Source organism: Pseudomonas sp. 8(2025), from assembly GCF_052665325.1.
Genome location: NZ_JBQOIE010000007.1, coordinates 231,212 through 252,107 on the forward strand (window position 1 = coordinate 231,212; position 20,896 = coordinate 252,107).

General features: G+C 64.4%; 14 protein-coding genes. 13 read left to right on the top strand and 1 reads right to left on the bottom strand.

Annotation, left to right across the window (positions count from 1 at the left end):
- Positions 1–254 precede the first annotated feature (254 nt).
- The 4 genes from ACUXVH_RS15875 to feaR all read left to right on the top strand — a co-directional run bounded on the left by ACUXVH_RS15875 (position 255) and on the right by feaR (position 5,162).
- Positions 255–1,742, top strand: coding sequence for an aldehyde dehydrogenase family protein (locus ACUXVH_RS15875; RefSeq protein ID WP_011061501.1), 1,488 nt, complete (start codon positions 255–257; stop codon positions 1,740–1,742).
- A gap of 252 nt (positions 1,743–1,994) precedes the next feature.
- Positions 1,995–3,515: an APC family permease gene (locus ACUXVH_RS15880; protein ID WP_015635763.1), complete on the top strand. Its 1,521-nt coding sequence runs from the start codon at positions 1,995–1,997 to the stop codon at positions 3,513–3,515.
- On the top strand, positions 3,481–4,074 hold the full coding sequence (locus ACUXVH_RS15885) for a DUF3156 family protein (protein ID WP_065364152.1): 594 nt from the start codon (positions 3,481–3,483) through the stop codon (positions 4,072–4,074). The genes ACUXVH_RS15880 and ACUXVH_RS15885 overlap by 35 nt, the downstream gene beginning before the upstream one ends.
- Before the next feature lie 149 nt (positions 4,075–4,223).
- Entirely contained in the window at positions 4,224–5,162 is a 939-nt protein-coding gene (gene feaR, locus ACUXVH_RS15890) for a transcriptional regulator FeaR (protein WP_019095317.1), read from the top strand.
- Positions 5,163–5,542: 380 nt separating this feature from the next.
- Here feaR and ACUXVH_RS15895 read toward each other — a convergent pair whose 3' ends face one another.
- A complete protein-coding gene (locus ACUXVH_RS15895; protein WP_015635760.1) occupies positions 5,543–6,346 on the bottom strand; it encodes a helix-turn-helix transcriptional regulator in 804 nt (267 codons plus the stop codon).
- 204 nt (positions 6,347–6,550) lie between these two features.
- Between ACUXVH_RS15895 and ACUXVH_RS15900 the strand changes: the two genes are divergently transcribed.
- The 9 genes from ACUXVH_RS15900 (at position 6,551) to eprS (ending at position 20,846) form a co-directional block, all read left to right on the top strand.
- Positions 6,551–7,915 carry an APC family permease gene (locus ACUXVH_RS15900; protein ID WP_065364151.1) on the top strand — a complete coding sequence of 455 codons (1,365 nt, stop codon included), beginning with the start codon at positions 6,551–6,553 and terminating at the stop codon, positions 7,913–7,915.
- Between the two features lie 9 nt (positions 7,916–7,924).
- A complete protein-coding gene (locus ACUXVH_RS15905) occupies positions 7,925–9,025 on the top strand; it encodes a DmpA family aminopeptidase (RefSeq protein WP_065364150.1) in 1,101 nt (366 codons plus the stop codon).
- A gap of 299 nt (positions 9,026–9,324) precedes the next feature.
- Positions 9,325–10,773 (top strand): serralysin family metalloprotease, encoded by a 1,449-nt coding sequence (locus tag ACUXVH_RS15910; protein WP_011061494.1) that lies wholly within the window; start codon positions 9,325–9,327, stop codon positions 10,771–10,773.
- A gap of 93 nt (positions 10,774–10,866) precedes the next feature.
- Positions 10,867–11,253, top strand: a complete 387-nt coding sequence (locus tag ACUXVH_RS15915) for an AprI/Inh family metalloprotease inhibitor (RefSeq protein ID WP_011061493.1) — start codon at positions 10,867–10,869, stop codon at positions 11,251–11,253.
- 209 nt (positions 11,254–11,462) lie between these two features.
- Complete coding sequence (locus tag ACUXVH_RS15920) at positions 11,463–13,244, top strand: type I secretion system permease/ATPase (protein ID WP_011061492.1); 1,782 nt, start codon at positions 11,463–11,465, stop codon at positions 13,242–13,244.
- A 14-nt stretch (positions 13,245–13,258) separates the two neighbouring features.
- Positions 13,259–14,575: an HlyD family type I secretion periplasmic adaptor subunit gene (locus ACUXVH_RS15925; protein WP_370059505.1), complete on the top strand. Its 1,317-nt coding sequence runs from the start codon at positions 13,259–13,261 to the stop codon at positions 14,573–14,575.
- A 14-nt stretch (positions 14,576–14,589) separates the two neighbouring features.
- Positions 14,590–15,939 (top strand): TolC family outer membrane protein, encoded by a 1,350-nt coding sequence (locus tag ACUXVH_RS15930; RefSeq protein ID WP_370059185.1) that lies wholly within the window; start codon positions 14,590–14,592, stop codon positions 15,937–15,939.
- 49 nt (positions 15,940–15,988) lie between these two features.
- Positions 15,989–17,674 carry a polyurethane esterase B gene (pueB, locus tag ACUXVH_RS15935; RefSeq protein WP_011061489.1) on the top strand — a complete coding sequence of 562 codons (1,686 nt, stop codon included), beginning with the start codon at positions 15,989–15,991 and terminating at the stop codon, positions 17,672–17,674.
- A gap of 193 nt (positions 17,675–17,867) precedes the next feature.
- Complete coding sequence (gene eprS / locus ACUXVH_RS15940) at positions 17,868–20,846, top strand: autotransporter serine peptidase EprS (protein WP_401332605.1); 2,979 nt, start codon at positions 17,868–17,870, stop codon at positions 20,844–20,846.
- Positions 20,847–20,896: the final 50 nt, after the last annotated feature.

Here is a 20,896-nt window from a genome sequence, read left to right on the forward strand (position 1 = left end):
TGGAGATATTAGTGCGTCATTTATGCGCCCCTGGCTTGCCTCTGTGTGCCAGGGCACTTGACCCAGGCTGCCAGTGGCGGGTTTGCGCGCCTGTTCGCCGGCCAATGGCGCGCACCTGCGGGGGCTGGCTTGCCAGCGAAGGCCCTGGCGGGGCTGGCAGCCAGGGCCAAGTTTCGCGGCAGCCAGGGTCAAGACGGCGTGCGCCTTTGCGCTCAAAGTCCATCTCGAACTAGGTCTACCTGCGAGGATTCAAGATGAGCGTTGCCATCGACCCACGTGTCGCTGCATTCATAGACAGTCAGCATGGCCTGCTGATCGACGGTCACAGCCAGCCGGCCCTCAGCGGTGCGCGGATGGCGGTGTACAACCCCGCCAGTGGCGAACAATTGGCCGAGGTCGCGGCAGCTGCCCAGGCCGATATCGACCTGGCGGTGAACGCCGCACGTCGGGCCTTCGAGGGTAGCTGGAAGGCGCAGCGCCCCGCCGACCGCGAGCGCCTGCTGCTGAAGCTGGCGGACCTGCTGGAAGCCAATGGCGAGGAACTGGCGCAGTTGGAAACCCTCAACAACGGCCAGTCGATCCACCTGGCCCGGGCCCTGGAGGTGGGAGCGGCCGCAGAGTTCACCCGCTACATGGCTGGCTGGGCCACCAAGATCGAGGGCAAGAGCCTGGATGTTTCCATCGCCGCAGTGCCCGGGGCGCAGTACCGGGCCTACACCGTGCCGGAGCCGGTGGGCGTGGTGGGGGCCATCGTGCCCTGGAACTTCCCGCTGCTGATGGCCATCTGGAAAATCGTTCCGGCCCTGGCCTGTGGCTGCACCGTGGTGCTCAAGCCGGCGGACGAAACCCCGCTGACCGCGTTGCGCCTGGGCCAGTTGTGCCTGGAAGCGGGGATCGCCCCCGGGGTGGTCAACGTGGTCACCGGCAGTGGCGCCCAGGCCGGCGCGGCCCTGGCCGCGCATTCGGGAATCGACAAGCTGGCGTTCACCGGCTCGACCCAGGTGGGCAAGCTGATCGGCCATGCCGCGGTGGACAACATGACCCGTTTTTCCCTGGAGCTGGGCGGCAAATCGCCGGTGATCGTGCTTGACGACTGCGACCCGCAGACCGCCGCCGCCGGCGCCGCCGGGGCGATCTTCTTCAACCAGGGGCAGGTGTGCACGGCGGGTTCGCGGCTGTACATCCAGCGCCGTATCTATAACGAGGTGCTGGAGCGCCTGGTGGCCATTGCCGGGTCCCTGAGCATCGGGCCGGGGCTGGACGAGCAGGCACAGATCAATCCGCTGATTTCCGCCAAGCAGCAGAAGCGCGTGCTGCAGATGGTCCAGCGCGGAGTCGAAGAGGGCGCCCGGCTGCTCTGTGGCGGTGTCGCCCATGGCGAGCGGGGCTTCTATGTGCGCCCGACGGTGGTGGCCGATGTGCACGCCGACCAGCAACTGGTGCGCGAGGAAATCTTCGGCCCGGTGGTGGTGGCCACGCCCTTCGACACCCTGGACGAAGTGGTGGGCCTGGCCAATGACAACCAGTACGGGCTGGGGGCGAGCATCTGGTCCAACGACCTGGGGCGGGTCATGCAGCTGATTCCGCAGATCAAGGCCGGCACTGTCTGGGTCAACACCCACAACATGCTGGACCCGTCGATGCCCTTCGGTGGCTACAAGCAGTCGGGCATCGGTCGCGAGATGGGCCATGCGGCCATCGAGGCCTACACCGAGAACAAGTCGGTGTGCATCGCTTATTGAGCCGAACGCCTTCGCCGGCCAGCCGGCCCCTGCGGGGGCAGGGCCAACCGGTTTACTGTAGGAGCCGGCTGGCCGACGAAGAGGCCCCTGGATTGGGCGGTGATCCTGCCGGCGCCTTCGCTGGCGAGCCAGCGCCTACAGGGTGTGAACATGAAGACAGCTGCGTCAGACAGCCAAGCACTCCGCCATCAGGCGTGCCCTTGAAATGCCTAGAACAACAATCATCAACCCATGCTTTCGAGGTTTACCACCATGTCGCTCAACGACAGACTCAGCCGCCACCTGGATCAAGGTGTAGTCGGCTTTCCCACGGCCCTGGCCAGTGCCGTGGGCTTGATCATGGCCAGCCCGGTGATCCTCACGGCCACCACGGGCTTTGGTATCGGCGGCGGCGCCTTTGCCATGGCGATGGTGATCGCCCTGGTGATGATGCTGGCGCAATCCACCACCTTCGCCGAAGCGGCCTGCCTGCTGCCCACCAACGGTTCGGTCTATGACTACCTGGCCTGTGGCCTGGGGCGTTTTTTCGCCATCACCGGGACCTTGTCCGCCTACCTGATCGTGCACGTGTTCGCCGGTACCGCGGAGACCATTCTCAGTGGAGTCATGGCCCTGGTTAACTTCGAGTCCCTCAACACCCTGCTGGAGCAGAGCGGCAGTGCCTGGCTGGTGGGGGTGGGGCTGGTGCTGTTCTTCGGTGCGCTGAACGCCGTGGGCATCACCGCCTTCAGCCGTGCCGAGGTGATCCTGACCTTCGGCATGTGGACCACCCTGATCATCTTTGGCGTGCTCGGGGTGCTCAAGGCACCGGCGGTGCAGCTCGATGGCTGGTTCGGCGCCTCAATGGTGGGTACCGACCTGCCGACCATCCTGTCCCTGGTGGGCATGGCCATGTTCATGTTCGTCGGCTGTGAATTCGTCACGCCCCTGACGCCGGATGTGCGCAAGGCCGCCAAGACCATTCCCCGGGCCATGGCCCTGGGGCTGGTGGGGGTAGCGGTGTGCATGTTCATCTACGGCGCGGCGATGAAGCGCCAGGTGGAAAACATCGCCCTGAGCGAGGATGGCAGCGTGCACCTGCTGGATACGCCCATGGCCATTCCGCATTTTGCCGAGCAGATCATGGGGCCCTTCGGCCGTATCTGGCTGGGCATCGGCCTGCTGTTCGCCGGCGCCGCCACCATCAACACGCTGATGGCCGGCTTGCCGCGGATCCTTTACGGCATGGCTCTGGATGGGGCGTTGCCGAAGGTCTTCACTTACCTGCACCCGCGCTTCAAGACGCCGTTGCTGTGCATTGCCGTAGCCGTGCTGATTCCCTGCCTGCATGCCTGGTGGCTGGGGGGCAGCACCGACAGCATCATGCACCTGGTACTGGCGGCGGTCTGTGCCTGGAGCACTGCCTATCTGCTGGTCACCCTGTCAGTGGTGATGCTGCGCATTCGCCGGCCGGACCTGCCCCGGGCCTACAAGTCGCCGTGGTTTCCGCTGCCGCAGATCCTGTCTTCGGTGGGCATCCTGCTGGGCATGTGGTTCATCACGCCGCCGGGCATGAATCCGCGGGACATCTATGTGCCTTTCGGCAGCATGCTGGGCCTGACCGCGATCTATGCGCTGGTCTGGACCCTGCTGGTGCAGAAGGTCAATCCGTTTCGCCCGGTGCCGGTGGAGGAGGTGCTGGAACAGGCGCTGGGCCTGAACCCGGATACCGCCCATAACCTACGGGAGAGCGCGCCTGATGAATCTTTCAAGCTGGCGGCAAAACCTCTTTGAACTGTGGAACCGCGCGCCATCGGGCTATCGCCCGGGGCTGACCCTGGGGCAGTTGCGTCGGGATCTGGCGGGGCTCGATTTCACTGCACAGAGCCAGGTGCAGGGCGGTTTTCATTGCCCGCAAAACGGTTTGAGGTTCGAGGTGCAAGAGCGCGCCCAGGCGCAGTTCCTGATGCATATCGTGGCCTGTGAGTGGCGCCTGCCGGTGCCTTGCGACACGGCCCGGCAGGCGCGGATCCGTCTGCGTCACACTGGCACGATCCGCCGCCAGGGCGTCGCAGCTCGGCTGCTCACGGGGGAGGACGCTGAATGGGCGCCGCTGCTACAGCGCCTGTGCAGTGACCAGCGCTTGCTGGAGCACCTGTTGCCCCTGGATTTCAAACACCTGGAATTGCGGCGCGATGCCCAGGGCTGGCAGGTGCACCTGGAGCATTTCGGCGCCAGCGAAGTGGTCAACCGCCTGCCCGGGTTCCGCCGTTATATCCGCTTGAGCGCTGAACAGCGGGCGGCGCTACTGGGCAGCTTCACTGAGTTGTACAAGCTACTGCGAGATTTCTGAGGGACATAACCGTAAGCGCTGGCATACAGCCTGCTTAAGCCATAACAGACTATCCATGCTGTCAGGCGCCTTGCCTGGCAAATAGATAACATGTTAATGATATCGCCATAACAACAAAGGCGGTTGGAACCGGCTTCTGGAGGTGCACAGTGCTTGCTTCGCATAGTTTCAGTTCCTGGGTGGGCGCCCTGCAGGGCGTCTGCGGTCGATTCGATGCCCGTCCGGCGCGCAATCCCGCCTTGTTCATTGGTGAAGTGGGCATGCAGGATTACGCCGGGCTGGAGGTGGCGCAGATCCGCACCAACGCCGGGCTGATCTCCCGCCAGAGCACTAAGGTCGATCATGAGGACGATCGCCATTGCTTCCTCATCATCCAGCGCAGCGGCCATGCGCGCTTGAGCCAGGGCGGCGAAAGTGTCGAACTGGCCCCGGGGGACATGGCGCTGCTGGACTCCGCCGGAGCCTGCGAGATCGTGCCCCATGGCCTGATCGAGCATGCTTCGTTCCATCTGTGCCGGGAGGAGGTCTACCGCCACCTGCCGGCCCAGCAGCGCAAGTTCGGCAAGCTGTCGCAAAATTGCGCCAGCGGGCGCCTGATGCGTTTGCTGGTGGAGCAGATCTGCGCCGGCGAATTGCAGGGTTGTGCGGCCCAGCAGGAAGGGCAGGCCTTGCAGGAAGCCCTGATTGCTCTGCTCGGTCCGACCTTGCGCCAGACCGTCAACAGCCTGGACGGCTTTGACGAGGGCCTGCATGGCGGATGCCTGCGTGATCAGGCGCGGCAGTTGATCAGCCAGTCCCTCAATGAGCCGGGCCTGACTCCGGTATCACTGGCCGGCCAGCTGAATATCTCGGTGCGCCAGCTGTACCGGTTGTTCGAGGAGCAGGGGGACAGCGTTTGCCGCTTCATCCAGCGCTCGCGGCTCAAGCGCAGCGCCGCGGACCTGAGCAATCCGCACCTGCGCAACGAATCCATCACCGACATTGCCTTCAAATGGGGCTTCACCGATTCGGCGCATTTCAGCCGCACCTTCAAGAAGCATTTCGAACAATCGCCCCGGGATTTCCGCGCCCGGTCCCTGAACGCCTGACGGCATGGCCCTTGCGGCCGCCGTCGTTGCCGGCGGCCGCACCGCAAGGCATGCGCCGCTCTTGAGTGCGCCTTCGTCTGTAGGAGCCGGCTTGCCGGCGAATAAGGCCGCAAGGCATGCGTCGCTCTTGATTGCGCCTTCGTCTGTAGGAGCCGGCTTGCCGGCGAAGAAGGCCGCAAGGCATGCGCCACTCTTGAGTGCGCCTTCGTCTGTAGGAGCCGGCTTGCCGACGAAAAGGACCGCAAGGCATGCGTCGCTCTTGAGTGCGCCTTCGCTGGCAAGCCAGCTCCTACCGATAGCAGATAGCAGATAGCAGATAGCAGATAGCAGATAGCAGATAGCGGATGACGGGCGGCGGATGGCTGCTGGCAGACCGGCAATCACGGATTTTCCAGGTCGTGCCCCAGGGATTGGATAAACAGCGAGAACAGCTCCGGCTGGCTGGAGATATCCAGCTTGGCGTAGAGGTGGCGGCGGTGGACCTTGATGGTGTCCGGCGAGATCTTCAGCCGTTCCGCCATGGCCTTTGAAGAAAATCCCCGGAGGATCAGGCGGGCTATCTCCAGCTCCCGCTCCGAAAGTACGGCGCTGCCGAAATGGCTCAGGGCGTCGCGGATCTGGCTGGCCATTTCCTGGGGCGCAGGGCCTTGGGGACGGGCCTGGCTGTGTTGCCAGTGCTGCTCCATCAGCGGCAGTACCCAGGCTGAAAAGGTGGTGAGCAGGCCGATCTCGTCGTGGCTGAAGACGCGCTGGCTGCCCAGGGAAAGCGACAGGGTGCCAGCCTCGGGCAGTTGCAGAATCAACTGCACTTCGTCTTCCAGGACGTTGTCGTGAAAGTAGCTGAGAAAGTATTCGCTCTGGCGAAAATGGTCCGGGGCCACTTCTTCCAGGCGGTACAGGCCGCTGGGGTAGCCTTCGCGACAGGCCTGGAAGAAGGGGTCCAGCAGGTACAGGCCGTTGAGGTAGGTGAGCATGGACGCCGGCTTGCTGCTGGGTTCGGCGTCATATTCCTCCAGGGCCCGGGGCGGGCCGTCCAGCGGGTAGAAGATCGCCAGGGCGTTGTCGAACGGCGTAGCCTGGTGCAGCAGCAGGATCAGCTGTTTCCAGAAGCGTGGATTGCCGATCAATGTGAGGGTGCGGCCCAGGCCGGCATGCAGGCCCACTTCCCTGAACAGGTTACTCAAAGGCGTTGCTCCGTTGATCCGCTGAAATGTCGTGGCCCGGTTTCGTCGATTTAACCGCCGTCGTCAAGGGGAGTACTCCAATAGGGGAATTGGGTGATGGTCTGCATCTGCCTAGAGTAGCTCCCGGCAAGTGCGCCCCAGAACGCACCCGCCCGATGAATTTCGTTTCTGCCTCAGACCAACAATAAACACGAGGATAACGATATGAGCTCTCCCTCTGCGCCCGACGGTGCGCTGAAACCTACCTTGAGTGTGTTCGATGTGGTGGCCATCACCGTGTCCGGTGTGACCCCCGCCAGTTCAGTGTTCGTGATCGCCCCCTTCGCCATCCATCAGGCCGGTAGCGGGGTGTTCCTGGCCTTCGTCATGGCCGGGTTGCTGGCCCTGATGTTCGCCTTTTGCTACGCCGAGCTGGGCCGCGCCCACAACAGCGCCGGCGGCGAGTATGTATACGCCAAGCGAGTGTTCGGCGGCATGGCCGGCTATGCCACCTTCCTCACGGTGCTGGTGATGCTGCTGTTCATTCCGCCGGTGCTGGCCACTGGTGCCGCCACCTACCTGAACAACGCCCTGGGCACGAACTTCGATTCCCAGACCGTGGCCCTGGTGATCGTGGTCTGCAGTTACCTGCTGGGCATCCTCAATATCAAGCTCAATGCCTGGATCACCGGCACGTGCCTGCTGCTGGAAGTGGCGGCCTTGCTGGTGATCGTCTGGCTCGGCTTCGGCAATGCCTCGCAGCCGGTGAGCATTCTGCTGAAACCGCAGATCGTCGATCACGGCGCCTTGCAACTGGCGCCCTGGGCACTGGTGATCGGCGCGGTGGGCATCGGCCTGTTTTCCTACAACGGCTACGGCCCGGCGGTGCTGCTGGCCGAAGACATGAAATGCAAGGGCCGCGGGGTGCACAAGGCGGTGCTGTGGTCCCTGGTGCTGGTGGTGATCATCGAACTGGTGCCGCTCACCGCGCTGCTGATCGGCGCGCCGTCCTTGAGCGCGATGCTCGCCAGCCCCGACCCCATCGGTTACCTGCTCACCAGCCATGGCAACGAGACCCTGGCCCGGGTGGTCAGCGGCGGGATTTTCCTTTCGGTGTTCAATGCCATTGTCGCCATCGTCATCCAGATCGGTCGGGTGGTGTTCAGCAGTGGCCGCGATGCGCTGTGGACGCCCACTATCAATCGCCTGTTCACCCGCATTCACCCGCGCTGGGATTCACCCTGGCTGGCGACCCTGTTCCTGGCCATTCCCTCGGCGGTGCTGAGCTTCAGCTCGAACCTGGCGGACCTGACGTCCTTCAGCGTGCTGCTGATCATGCTGGTGTACCTGATCGTCGCCCTCAGCGCGCTGATGAGCCGGGTACTGCTGCGCGACCGCGAGCATCCCTACCGCATGCCACTGTGGCCGCTGCCGGCCTTGCTGGCGGTGCTCGGTGCGGGTTACCTGCTGGTCAATCTGTTCCTCGAAGCGTCCCTGCGGGACATCATGGTCATCATCGGGCTGCTGGCGCTGTCGGTGATCCTCTATGGCACCAACGGCCGGTACAGCCCGGCGTTTCAGAAACTGTAAGGAGTGGTTATGCGAGCACGTCAATTGGGCATCCACCTGGGCCTGGGGACGCCAGGCCCGTTCAATGCGATCACCGATGTTCCCGGGGTGCGGGTCGGCCACAGCACCTTGAATGCCAGTGTGGACGGCAAGCAGGTGCGCACTGGGGTTACCCTGGTCCAGCCCCGGGCCGGCCACGCCCGCCAGCAGCCGTGCTTTGCCGGTTGCCATGTGCTCAACGGCAATGGCGATGCCACGGGCCTGGAGTGGATTCGCGAGGCCGGCACCCTGACCACGCCGCTGGCGATCACCAACACCCACAGTGTGGGCGTGGTGCGCGATGCCTTGATCGCCCTGGAGCGCGAGGCATTGCAAGACCCGGCGGTGTACTGGTGCATGCCAGTGGTGATGGAAACCTACGACGGCCTGTTGAATGACATCTGGGGCCAGCATGTGGGTGTGCAGCAGGTGCGCGAAGCCATGGCCTGCGCCGAGTCCGGGCCGGTGACCGAGGGCGCGGTCGGCGGCGGCACCGGGATGATCTGCCATGAGTTCAAGGGCGGCATCGGTACGGCGTCGCGGCGGCTGACGGCCGAGCAGGGCGGCTACACCGTCGGCGCCCTGGTCCAGGCCAACCACGGCAAGCGCGAGGAACTGCGGGTCGATGGCTATCCAGTGGGGCGCCGGCTGGGGCATATCCCTTCGCCGTTTGCCGAGCGCGGGACCCCGGGCATGGGCTCGATCGTGGTGATACTGGCCACCGATGCGCCGCTGTTGCCGCACCAGTGCCAGCGCCTGGCCCAGCGCGCATCCATCGGCATCGCCCGCACCGGCGGAGGCACCGAGGATTCCAGCGGCGATATCTTCCTGGCCTTTGCCACGGGAAACCGGGACTTGCCGACGGCGGACTACGGGCGCAAGGGCCTGGGTTTCAGCACACCGCTGGCGATGCTCAACAACGATCACATCTCGCCCTTGTTCAGCGCAGCCGCCGAAGCGGTGGAGGAAGCCATCATCAACGCCCTGCTGGCGGGGGTGCCCATGACCAGCGCCGACGGCGTGCAAGTGCCGGCCCTGACTGCGCAAGTGTTGCTGGAAACATTGGAACTAACTGGTTGGAACAGAAGTTAACGGACTAAGAAGTGCGACGCGGTCGACATAACTGTTTATATGGATATTTAATAATTAAATTGTAGATTGTCGGACAATGACTGCCGTTAATCAGTTGGAAAAGAATCTTTCGACTGTACAGTCATTGTTTGCTGGAGTTCGCTGGAACAGTGAGATTTGACGTCAAAAAAGTAGTGGACGCCTGATTTCAAATTGTGTCAGTTTTCTTGCGCCTGCTTAGGGCGAGTGATAGGACGATCTCGCCAGGGATTGTCGCTATCTGACAAAAACTGTTCCATTGATTACAAGGAAGTGTGTTTATGTCGAAAGTAACAGAGAACGCTATTGCATCTGCCGAACAACAACTGGTGCCTTTGGCCGCAGCAAGTTCGGCGTATAACCAGATCAATAGCTTCAGCCACCAATACGATCGTGGCGGCAATCTCACGGTCAATGGCAAACCTTCGTTCTCGGTCGACCAGGCCGCCACGCAACTGCTGCGTGACGGCGCTGCCTACAAGGACCTGAACGGTAACGGCAAGATCGATCTGACCTATACCTTCCTGACCTCGGCTTCCTCGAGCACCATGTACAAGCATGGCATCTCTGGGTTCAGCCAGTTCAGCGCCCAGCAGAAGGCCCAGGCAGTCCTGGCCATGCAGTCCTGGGCGGACGTGGCCAACGTCGTGTTTACCGAGAAAGCCTCGGGTGGCGACGCCCACATGACCTTCGGCAACTACAGCGGTGGCCAGGATGGCGCGGCGGCATTTGCCTACCTGCCAGGTACCGGCGCCGGCTACGACGGCACCTCGTGGTACCTGATCAACAGCAGCTACACCCAGAACAAGAACCCCGACCTGAACAACTATGGCCGTCAGACCCTGACCCATGAGATCGGTCACACCCTGGGCCTGGCTCACCCTGGCGACTACAACGCCGGCGAAGGCAACCCCAGCTACAAGGACGCCAGCTACGGTCAGGACACCCGTGGCTACAGCGTCATGAGCTACTGGAGTGAAAGCAATACCAGCCAGAACTTCAGTAAGGGCGGGGTCGAAGCCTATTCGTCCGGCCCGCTGATGGACGATATCGCGGCTATCCAGAAACTCTACGGTGCCAACTACAGCACCCGTGCCGGCGATACCACCTACGGCTTCAACTCCAACACCGGGCGTGATTTCTACAGCGCCAGCTCGTCTTCCGACAAGCTGGTGTTCTCGGTGTGGGACGGTGGCGGCAACGATACCCTGGACTTCTCCGGTTTCACCCAGAACCAGAAGATCAACCTCAATGAAGCCTCGTTCTCCGACGTTGGCGGCATGGTGGGTAACGTTTCCATCGCTCAGGGCGTGACCGTGGAGAACGCCATCGGCGGTTCGGGCAACGACCTGTTGATTGGCAACAACGCCGCCAACGTGCTCAAGGGTGGTGCCGGCAACGACATCATCTACGGCGCCGGCGGTGCAGATCAGCTGTGGGGCGGCTCGGGCTCGGACACCTTCGTGTTCGCCGCCAGCACCGACTCCAAGCCGGGTGCGGCCGACCAGATCATGGATTTTGTCAGCGGCCTGGACAAGATCGATCTGACCGGGATCACCAAGGGCGCCGGCCTGCACTTTGTCAACGCCTTCACCGGCGCGGCGGGTGACGCGATCCTCACCACCTCCGGGGGTGTGAGCACCTTGTCCGTGGACTTCTCCGGGCATGGCGTGGCGGACTTCCTGGTCAGCACCGTGGGCCAGGCAGCGGTCAGCGACATCGTCGCCTGAGTGAAATGAGCACAGGGCCGCGCAGTCGAGCGGCTCTGCGTTCTTGCTTTGGGCCCTGGCCTGAGCGAGTCTACCGGGCGAACGGAGCACCCTATGACCCTGCATATTTCCTGTTGCCGGGCGGCCCGATGGCTGCTGGCGACACTGATGATCTTTTATGGAGCAATCACCATGGCAAGCAGCCTGCGCTTGGCGGACCCCTCGGAACTGGTTGGACACTGGCAGCTGCAACAGGCAGCCGCACCCGCTGAAGGTTGCACCCTGGACCTGTTGCACAACGCCGCCCTGGGCGACGGCGCCGACTGCCTGTCGAAATGGCTCGGGGAAGCCGCGGTGGGCTGGTTCCCGGAGCCCGATGGCATTGCCATTACCGGCCGCGAAGGCTCGAAAATCATTTTCTTCAGTCGCCAGAAAGAGGGCCTCTACGAAGCCCGCCTGAAAGCCGACGGTCTGATTGTGTTACAACGCGCCGCTAATTAAGCGATGAGTGTGTTCGTCTAATAAACGACTGCCATTATATCGCCACTCTCTTGGCCGGCAGGAACATGTTCGGGCTGCTGTTGGATACAGCTGTCCGAATTATTCGTGTCCGCAGGATTCAGCAACTAAGTAGTGCGGGTTGTTAGTTGTAGGCTACATTGGTTCCACGCTAGCGGGCGCGGATTAACAGCTCAGGGAAAATGTTAGAAATGGTGAAGAACAATCATCCTGCACCACTGTTCAAGGCACTGGGCGAATATAAGGGCATCCTCATCAGTGTCGGTTGTTTCACTGCGTTGATTAACGTGCTGATGCTGGTGCCTTCCATCTATATGTTGCAGGTCTACGACCGGGTACTGTCGTCGCAGAATGAAACCACCCTGGTGATGCTGTCATTGATGGTGGTGGGCTTCTTCGTCTTTATCGGTCTTCTGGAAGTGCTGCGCAGCTTTATCGTGATCCGCATCGGCAGCCAGCTGGAGCGCCGCTTCAACCTGCGGGTCTACCAGGCCGCGTTCGAGCGCAACCTGTCCCGGGGCGAGGGCCATGCGGGGCAGTCCCTGGGGGATTTGACCCATATTCGCCAGTTCCTCACCGGGCCGGCACTGTTCGCCTTCTTCGATGCACCCTGGTTCCCCATCTACCTGCTGGTGATCTACGCCTTCAACGTCTGGCTCGGAGTGTTCGCCACTGTAGGCGCGTTGTTGCTGATTGCCCTGGCGTACCTCAACGAAGCGATGACCAAGAAGGACCTGGCCGAGGCCAGCGGTTTTTCGCAGCGTTCCACCCAGCTGGCCACCAGCCACCTGCACAACGCCGAAACCATCCAGGCCATGGGCATGCTCGGCGCCTTGCGCAAACGCTGGTTCGCCGTGCACTCGCGCTTCCTCGGCCTGCAGAACCAGGCCAGCGATACCGGCTCGGTGATCAGCTCCCTGAGCAAGACCTTGCGCCTGTGCCTGCAATCCCTGGTGCTGGGCCTGGGTGCCTTGCTGGTGATCAAGGGCGACATGACCGCCGGGATGATGATTGCCGGTTCGATCCTCATGGGCCGGGTGCTGAGCCCCATCGACCAGTTGATCGCGGTGTGGAAACAATGGAGTTCGGCCAAGCTGGCCTACGGCCGCCTGGATGCACTGCTGCGCGAGTTCCCGCCCAGCGATACGGCGATGTCCTTGCCGGCGCCCAAGGGGCAGGTGAGCTTCGAGCAGGTCAGCGCCGGCCCGCCCGGACGGCGGATGGCGACCCTGCAACAGGTGAACTTCAGCATCAATGCCGGCGAAGTGCTTGGCGTGCTGGGGGCCTCCGGTTCCGGCAAGTCGACCCTGGCCCGGGTACTGGTGGGCGTATGGCCAACCCTGGGCGGCACCGTGCGCCTGGACGGGGCCGATATCCATCGCTGGAACCGCGACGAACTGGGGCCCTACATCGGCTATCTGCCCCAGGATATCGAGCTGTTTACCGGCAGCATCGCCGAGAACATCGCACGCTTTCGCCAGGCCGACCCGGAGCAGGTGGTCCAGGCCGCGCAGATGGCCGGGGTGCATGAGCTGATCCTGCGCCTGCCCCAGGGCTACGACACCGTGCTCGGCGATGACGGCAGCGGCCTGTCCGGTGGCCAGAAGCAGCGGGTGGCCCTGGCCCGGGCGCTGTATGGCAGCCCGAGCCTGGTGGTGCTGGACGAACCCAATTCCAACCTCGATACCGTGGGCGAAAGTGCCCTGGCGGCGGCCATTGCCCAGCTCAAGGCCCGGGGCACCAGCGTGGTGCTGGTGACCCACCGTTCCTCGGTGCTGGCCCTGGCCGACAAACTGCTGGTACTCAACGAAGGCCGCTTGCAGGCCTTCGGCCCGAGCCAGGAAGTGCTCAAGGCCCTGGCCGGCGGCCAGCAAGCCCAGGCCCAGGAGGCGCCCAAGCCCGTTGCAGCGGCACCCGGCGGCCTCAGCATGAGCCGGCAATACCAGGCTCCGACACGGAATTCAGGCGCATGAGCAAGGACAGCAACATGATGATCGAAGAGGGTTACGCGCCGGAACGGGTCGAGCGTGACGCGGGCTTTTTCGCCCGCATGGGCTGGATCCTGGCCCTGGTGGGGGCGGGCAGTTTCTTCGTCTGGGCGGCGCTGGCGCCCCTGGACCAGGGCATTCCGGTGCAAGGCACGGTGGTGGTGTCCGGCAAGCGCAAGGCGGTGCAGTCCATGAGCAGCGGGGTGGTCAGCCGGATCCTGGTGCGCGAGGGCGAAAGCGTGAAGCAGGGCCAGCCGCTGTTTCGCCTGGACCAGACCCAGGTGGCGGCGGACGTGCAATCGCTGCAAGCCCAGTACCGCATGGCCATGGCCAGCCTGGCGCGCTGGCGCAGCGAGCGCGACAACCTCAAGCAGGTGGATTTCCCCGCGCCCCTGAGCGACAGCGACGATCCGCGCCTGGCCCTGGTGCTGGAGGGCCAGCGCCAGTTGTTCAGCAGCCGGCGCGAGGCATTCTCCCGGGAGCAGGCGGGCATCCGTGCCAATATCGAAGGCGCCACCGCGCAACTGGCCGGCATGCGCCGGGCCCGCACCGACCTCGGTAGCCAGGCCGAATCCCTGCGCCAGCAACTGAGCAACCTGCAACCTTTGGCGGACAACGGCTACATCCCGCGCAATCGCCTGCTGGAATATCAGCGCCAACTGTCCCAGGTGCAGCAGGAACTGGCGCAGAACACCGGGGAAAGCGGGCGAGTGGAGCAGGGCATCCTCGAATCCCGGCTCAAGCTGCAACAGCACAGCGAGGAGTACCAGAAAGAGGTGCGCAGCCAGTTGGCCGAAGCCCAGCTCAAGACCCAGACCCTGGAGCAGCAACTGACCTCTGCCGGTTTCGACCTGCAGCACAGCGAGATCATCGCCACCGCCGACGGCATCGCGGTCAACCTCGGGGTGCACACCGAGGGCGCGGTGGTGCGCCAGGGCGAGACCCTGCTGGAAATCGTGCCCCAGGGCACTCACCTGGAGGTGGAAGGGCGGCTGCCGGTGAACCTGGTGGACAAGGTCGGCACCCACTTGCCGGTGGACATCCTGTTCACCGCCTTCAACCAGAGCCGCACGCCACGGGTGCCGGGCGAAGTCAGCCTGATTTCCGCCGACCAGATGCTCGACGAGAAAACCGGCATGCCCTACTACGTGCTGCGCAGCAGTGTCAGCGACCAGGCCATGGAGAAGCTCAACGGCCTGGTGATCAAGCCCGGCATGCCGGCGGAAATGTTCGTGCGCACTGGCGAGCGTTCCCTGCTCAATTACCTGTTCAAGCCACTGCTCGACCGGGCAGGTTCTGCACTGACCGAAGAATAAGGATGTCGCGTCGTATGAGTAAGCTTTCCATTCTCGCGGCGGCTCTGGCGCTGTTGGCCTGCCAGACGGCCCAGGCGGTGGGCCCGTTCCAGATCTACGAACAGGCCCTGCGCAACGACCCGGTGTTCCTCGGCGCCATCAAGGAACGCGACGCGGGCCTTGAAAACCGCGCCATCGGCCGTGCCGGGCTGCTGCCCAAGGTCGGCTACAGCTACAACAAGGGCCATAACAACTCCAAGGTCAGCTACCTGGATACGGTGCGCGGCACCATTACCGAAAAACGCAACTACGACAGCTACGGTTCGTCCCTGACCCTGCAGCAGCCGCTGATCGACTACGAGGCCTACGCCAATTACCGCAAGGGCGTGGCCCAGGCGCTGTTTGCCGACGAGAACTTTCGCGGCAAGAGCCAGGAGTTGCTGGTGCGGGTGCTGAGCTACTACACCAAGGCGCTGTTCGCCCAGGACCAGATCGACATCGCCCTGGCCAAGAAAAAGGCCTTCGAGCAGCAGTTCCAGCAGAACCGGCACATGTTCCAGCAGGGCGAGGGCACCCGCACCGACATCCTCGAAGCCGAGTCGCGCTACGAATTGGCCACCGCCGAAGAGATCGAAGCCCGGGACGAGCAGGACGCGGCCTTGCGCGAGCTGGCGGCCCTGACCGGCGAGCCGAACCTCGATGTGCGGGATCTGGACCCCTTGCAGGAAGACTTCCAGTCCTTCTCCCTGACCCCGGCCAACTACGACACCTGGCACGAGATGGCCCTGAGCAACAACCCGGTGCTGGCTTCCCAGCGCCAGCGGGTCGAGGTCGCGCGCTACGAGGTGGAACGCAACCGCGCCGGGCACCTGCCCAAGCTCAGCGCCTACGCCACCATGCGCCAGAACGAATCGGAAAGCGGCAACACCTACAACCAGCGCTACGACACCAACACCATCGGTATCGAAGTCAGCGTGCCGCTGTATGCCGGGGGCGGGGTCTCGGCCTCGACCCGCCAGGCCAGCCGCTCCATGGAACAGGCCGAGTACGAACTGGACGGCAAGACCCGGGAAACCCTGATTGAACTCCGCCGCCAATTCAGTGCCTGTCTATCGGGGGTGAGCAAGTTGCGGGCCTACCAGAAAGCCCTGACTTCGGCCGAGGCCCTGGTGGTCTCGACCAAGCAGAGCATCCTGGGGGGCGAACGGGTCAACCTCGATGCACTGAACGCCGAACAGCAGCTCTACACCACCCGCCGCGACCTGGCCCAGGCGCGCTATGACTACTTGATGGCCTGGACCAAGCTGCACTACTACGCAGGCACTCTGCGGGAAGAGGATCTGGCCAGGGTCGACGAGGCTTTCGGCCAGCGCGCGCAGCCTTAGGAGGCCTTGCCGACCGCAGGCTCAGGGACAATAAAAAAGAGGAACGAGCATGAGTATCTTCGATTACAAGACCGCCCTTGGCGGTGACGGCAAGGCCCTCTACAGCGAAGCCATCACTCTGGCGCTGTACGCCTCCACACCCACCGGCGAGGCGCTGCCGGGCACCGCCTGGCGCCCCATCAGCGCCAGCCAGCTGGGCTACCAGGGCAACGTCAGCGCCCAGGGCACGATTTCCGGCGAGCAGGCGATTGTCAGCGACGCCCAGGTCGAGGTGCTGGGCAAATACGACGCCAGCGGGCAGTTGCTGTCCATCGGCATCAGCTTTCGCGGCACCGACAGCCTCAAGGACGGTATCAACGACCTGCAGGCGGCCTTCGTTTCCGGCTTTGCCGACAACTACAGCCGCCTGGCCTTCGACAACCTGTTGGGCAAGGTCGCGGCCTTCGCCGCGGCCCAGGGCTTGAGCGGCAGCGATGTGCTGGTCACCGGCCACAGCCTGGGCGGCCTTGGGGTCAACAGCCTGGCGGCCATGAGCAGCGATCACTGGGGCGGCTTCTACCAGGACGCCAGCTACGTGGCCTTCGCCTCGCCGACCCAGAGCGCCAACAGCTCGCAGGTGCTGAACATCGGCTATGAAAACGACCCGGTGTTCCGCGCCCTGGACGGCACTCATTTCAACGCCTCGTCCCTGGGCACCCACGACAAGCCCCAGGAGTCGGCGACCAACAACATCGTCAGCTTCACCGATCACTATTCATCGTTCCTGGGCAAGTTGATTCCCCAGAGCATCCTCAATCCGCAGTCCTGGTCGGCCCACAGTGCGGTGGACTACGCCGGCGGCCTCAACCGCCTGATCAACTCGGATTTCTATGACCTGACCAGCCGCGACTCCACCGTGGTTATTTCCAACCTGTCCGAGGGCAAGCGCGATCAGGTCTGGGTCAAGGACCTCAACCTGTACGCGGAAAAACACACCGGTAGCACCTTCATCATCGGCACCCAGAGCAACGACCTGCTGCACGGCGGCAAGGGCAACGACTACCTGGATGGCGGGGCCGGCGATGATCGCTTCCGCGATGACGGCGGTTACAACATCATCCATGGCGGGCAGGGCCATAACGTGCTGGAACTGCAACAGCCGCTGAAGAACTTTTCCATCGCCAATGACGGCGACGGCACCCTGTATATCCGTGATGCCTACGGCGGCATCAGCATGACCCGGGACGTCGGCGCCCTGGTCAGCCACGAGACCGGAAGCTGGTGGCAACTGTTCGGCAAGGACGTGAGCCACAGCGTCACCGCCGACGGCTTGCAGAACGGCAACCAGTGGACCGCCTACAACCATTCCCTCAACGGCGATGCCTACGGCAATGCGCTGGTAGCCAGCGTCGATGGCGACTGGCTGTTCGGCCATGGCGGCGATGACCTGCTGAGCAGCGACAAGGCCAACGTGACCTTCGTCGGCGGCACCGGCAACGACGTCATGCACTCCAGCGGTGGCGGGGGCAATACCTTCCTGTTCAGCGGCAACTTCGGCTTCGACCTGATCCACGGCTACCAGAACACCGACAAGCTGGTGTTCATGGGCGTGCCCGGGGTCGACGCCCATTACGACTACAGCCAGCATTTGTCGCAGAACGGCAACGACACCCTGCTCAGTGTCGGCGAGTTCTCGGTGACCCTGGTGGGGGTCGGCATGGACAGCCTTTCGGGCTCGGGCCTGGTCTTCGCCTGACCCTCACCGATATCCAGCGCTAGAGGCCCCGCAGCCCCCTGAAAAGGGCTGCGGCGGCGACAGCTTTGCCCGCAGCAGGCGCCCCTGGGCGTGGGGCGCGAACCCTCAAGGAGCCAGTCCCATGAAGTAAGCCGTGGTTGCTGATCGGTTACGGAAAGTCGATCCCAGAACAACAACAAGAGAAGTCATCAACATGGATGTGAATGTTCATCAGCTCAATGTGCTGGCGGCCGGGGTGTTCCTGGCGTTTGCCGCGAACTTGCCGGGTGGGGCCCAGGCGGCCTACCAGGAAACCGGTCGCCCCGGTGATGCCGCCAGCTGGCGCTCCGCCGAATACCTGCAGGACTGGGGCCTGGACCGGATGCAGGCGAACCAGGCCTACGCCGCCGGCCTTACCGGTAGCGGGGTCAAGATCGGTGCCCTGGATTCGGGCTTCGATGCGGCCCATGCCGAAGCCTCGTCCCTGCGCTTTCACCCGGTGATCGCCAGCGGCAGCTACCAGGACGGCAGCGGGTTCCAGGTGTCCGGGGTGCTCAACGCCAACAACGACACCCACGGCACTCACGTCACCGGCACCATGGGCGCCGCCCGCGACGGCAACGGCATGCACGGGGTGGCCTTCAATGCCCAGGTCTACGTCGGCAACACCAACGGCAACGACAGCATGCTCTTCGGCCCGGGCCCCGACCCGCGCTATTTCCAGGCGGTGTACGGTGCCCTGGCCGACGCCGGGGTGCGGGTCATCAACAACAGCTGGGGCAGCCAGCCCAAGGACGTCAGCTACCAGACCCTCCAGGGCCTGCACGCCGCCTATGCCCAGCACTTCGGCCAGGACACCTGGCTCGACGCGGCGGCGCAGGTCTCGCGCCAGGGGGTGATCAACGTCTTCAGCGCCGGCAACAGCGGCTATGCCAATGCCAGCGTGCGATCGGCACTGCCGTATTTTCAGCCGGAGCTGGAAGGGCACTGGCTGGCGGTCTCGGGCCTGGACAAGAACAACCAGCAGAAATACAACCAGTGCGGGATCGCCAAGTACTGGTGCCTGGCCACGCCCGGCGCGGCCATCACCAGCACTGTGCCCGGGGGCGGCTACGCCACCTACAACGGCACTTCGATGGCCGCGCCCCATGCCACCGGGGCCCTGGCCCTGGTGATGGAGCGCTACCCCTATCTGGACAACCAGCAGGCCCTGCAGGTGCTGCTGACCACCGCCCGCCAGCTCGATGGCTCGCTGACCCAGGCCCCAGGCAGCCTGGTGGGCTGGGGCGTGCCGGACCTGGGCCGGGCATTGCACGGGCCCGGGCAGTTGCTGGGGGAATTCAAGGTCAACCTGGAGGCCGGGCAGGGCGATGTGTGGAGCAACGGCATCTCCGACCAGGCCCTGGCCCAGCGCCAGGCGGAGGATGCCGCCGAGCACCAGGCCTGGCAACAGACCCTCAAGGATCGTGGCTGGGAGCAGGGCCCGGGGGCCCAGGCCAGCCAGCAGGAACTGACCGACTACGCGGTCGGCATGGCCCGGGATGCGGCGGCCGCGCAGCGCCTGTACCAGGGCAGCCTGGTCAAGTCCGGGGCCGGCTGGCTGTTGCTCAGCGGTGACAGTAGCTATCGCGGGCCGACCACGGTCGATGGCGGGCTGCTGGTGGTCAATGGCAGCCTGGCATCCGCGGTCACGGTCAACAGTGGCGCGAGCCTGGGTGGCAGCGGGCAGGTCGCGGCGCTGACCGCGACCCGCGGCGCGCGCGTGGCCCCGGGCAACTCCATCGGCACCCTGAATGTGGCCGGCGATGTGAGTTTCCAGCCAGGTTCGACCTACGCCGTGGAGCTGTCGCCGACCGCCAGCGACCGTATCGTCGCCGGCGGCCGGGCGCATCTGGAGGGCGCCCAGCTCAGCCTGAGCCTGGAACACAACGCCAACCTGCTCAGCGCCGGGCAGGTCCGGGGGCTGGTCGGGCGCCAGTTCGATATCTTGCAGGCCGCAGGCGGTATCGATGGCCAGTTCGCCCTGGTGCAACCCAACTACCTGTTTCTCGGCGCGGTGGTCGATTACTCCGCCAGCGGCGTGCAACTGGGCCTGGTGCGCAGCGCCGCGACCTTTGCCAGCGTGGCCGCCAGCCCCAACCAGCGCGCGGTGGCCACGGCGGTGGAGCAGTTGGGCACGGCCGACCCGGTCTACGAAAGCCTGCTGCTGTCGGCCTCGCCGGCTTCGGCTCAAGGGGCGTTGCAACAGTTGTCCGGGGAGATCTACCCGGCCCTGGAGCAGACCCTGCTCAATCAGGGCCGCGACCTGCGCGAGGCCTTTGGCCAGCGCTTGCAGCGCCCGGGGCCAAATGCCGGGGAGGGCGAGGCGAGTTTCTGGATCAAGGGCCTGGGTGGGCAGGCGCGCACTGACGGCGACTCGGGCCACAGTTCCTACCAGAGCAAGGGCGGTGGGGTGCTGCTGGGGCTGGACCGCGACCTGGACGCGGACACGCGGGTCGGCCTGGCCGCCGGCTACAGCGACACCACGCTGCGCATGGGCGGCGCCAGCCACTCCAGCGCGCAGATCGACAGCTACCACCTGGGCGCCTATGCCGGGCGCGACCTGGGCGACCTGCGCCTGAGCCTGGGGGCCAGCCACAGCTGGCATAGCGCCCAGGTGCGCCGCGACCTGCAATACGCCGAAGCCAGCGCCAAGCAGAAGGCCCGGATCGACGGTCGCAGCAACCAGCTGTTCAGCGAGGCGGCGTATCGGCTGCAGCTACCGGCCCTGACGTTGGAGCCCTTCGCCAACCTGGCCTACCTGCACCTGCAGCGTGACGCCTTCCACGAGAAGGGCGACGCCGCGGCCCTGCGCGCCGGGGACGACAGCGCCGAGGCCCTGCTGGGCAGCCTGGGGGCCCGGGGCCTGAAGCGGCTCAGCCTGAGCCGCGGCCAGCCCCTGGAGCTGTCCAGCAGCCTGGCCTGGCAGCACCGCCTGGGGCATGACACTTCCAGCCAGCACCTGGCATTCGCCAGCGGCGGCCCGGGCTTTGCCGTGGACAGTGCAAGCGCGTCCCGGGATGCGGCGCTGCTGGGGCTTCAGGCGCGCCTTGGAGTCACCGCCCAGCTGGACCTGAGCCTGGATTACCAGGGCCGGCTGGGCAATGCCGAACAGTTCCACAACGTGGGGCTGAACCTCGACTGGCGCTTCTGAAGCGCCGGTCGCCATACCCCGGCGCAGAGCGTCGTCGCGCCGGTCGATTG

Coding starts and splice junctions, on each gene's coding strand:
- ACUXVH_RS15875 (WP_011061501.1), top strand. CDS start 255: ATGAGCGTTGCCATCGACCCACGTGTCGCTGCATTCATAGACAGTCAG.
- ACUXVH_RS15880 (WP_015635763.1), top strand. CDS start 1,995: ATGTCGCTCAACGACAGACTCAGCCGCCACCTGGATCAAGGTGTAGTC.
- ACUXVH_RS15885 (WP_065364152.1), top strand. CDS start 3,481: ATGAATCTTTCAAGCTGGCGGCAAAACCTCTTTGAACTGTGGAACCGC.
- ACUXVH_RS15900 (WP_065364151.1), top strand. CDS start 6,551: ATGAGCTCTCCCTCTGCGCCCGACGGTGCGCTGAAACCTACCTTGAGT.
- ACUXVH_RS15905 (WP_065364150.1), top strand. CDS start 7,925: ATGCGAGCACGTCAATTGGGCATCCACCTGGGCCTGGGGACGCCAGGC.
- ACUXVH_RS15910 (WP_011061494.1), top strand. CDS start 9,325: ATGTCGAAAGTAACAGAGAACGCTATTGCATCTGCCGAACAACAACTG.
- ACUXVH_RS15915 (WP_011061493.1), top strand. CDS start 10,867: ATGACCCTGCATATTTCCTGTTGCCGGGCGGCCCGATGGCTGCTGGCG.
- ACUXVH_RS15920 (WP_011061492.1), top strand. CDS start 11,463: ATGGTGAAGAACAATCATCCTGCACCACTGTTCAAGGCACTGGGCGAA.
- ACUXVH_RS15925 (WP_370059505.1), top strand. CDS start 13,259: ATGATGATCGAAGAGGGTTACGCGCCGGAACGGGTCGAGCGTGACGCG.
- ACUXVH_RS15930 (WP_370059185.1), top strand. CDS start 14,590: ATGAGTAAGCTTTCCATTCTCGCGGCGGCTCTGGCGCTGTTGGCCTGC.
- pueB (WP_011061489.1), top strand. CDS start 15,989: ATGAGTATCTTCGATTACAAGACCGCCCTTGGCGGTGACGGCAAGGCC.
- eprS (WP_401332605.1), top strand. CDS start 17,868: ATGGATGTGAATGTTCATCAGCTCAATGTGCTGGCGGCCGGGGTGTTC.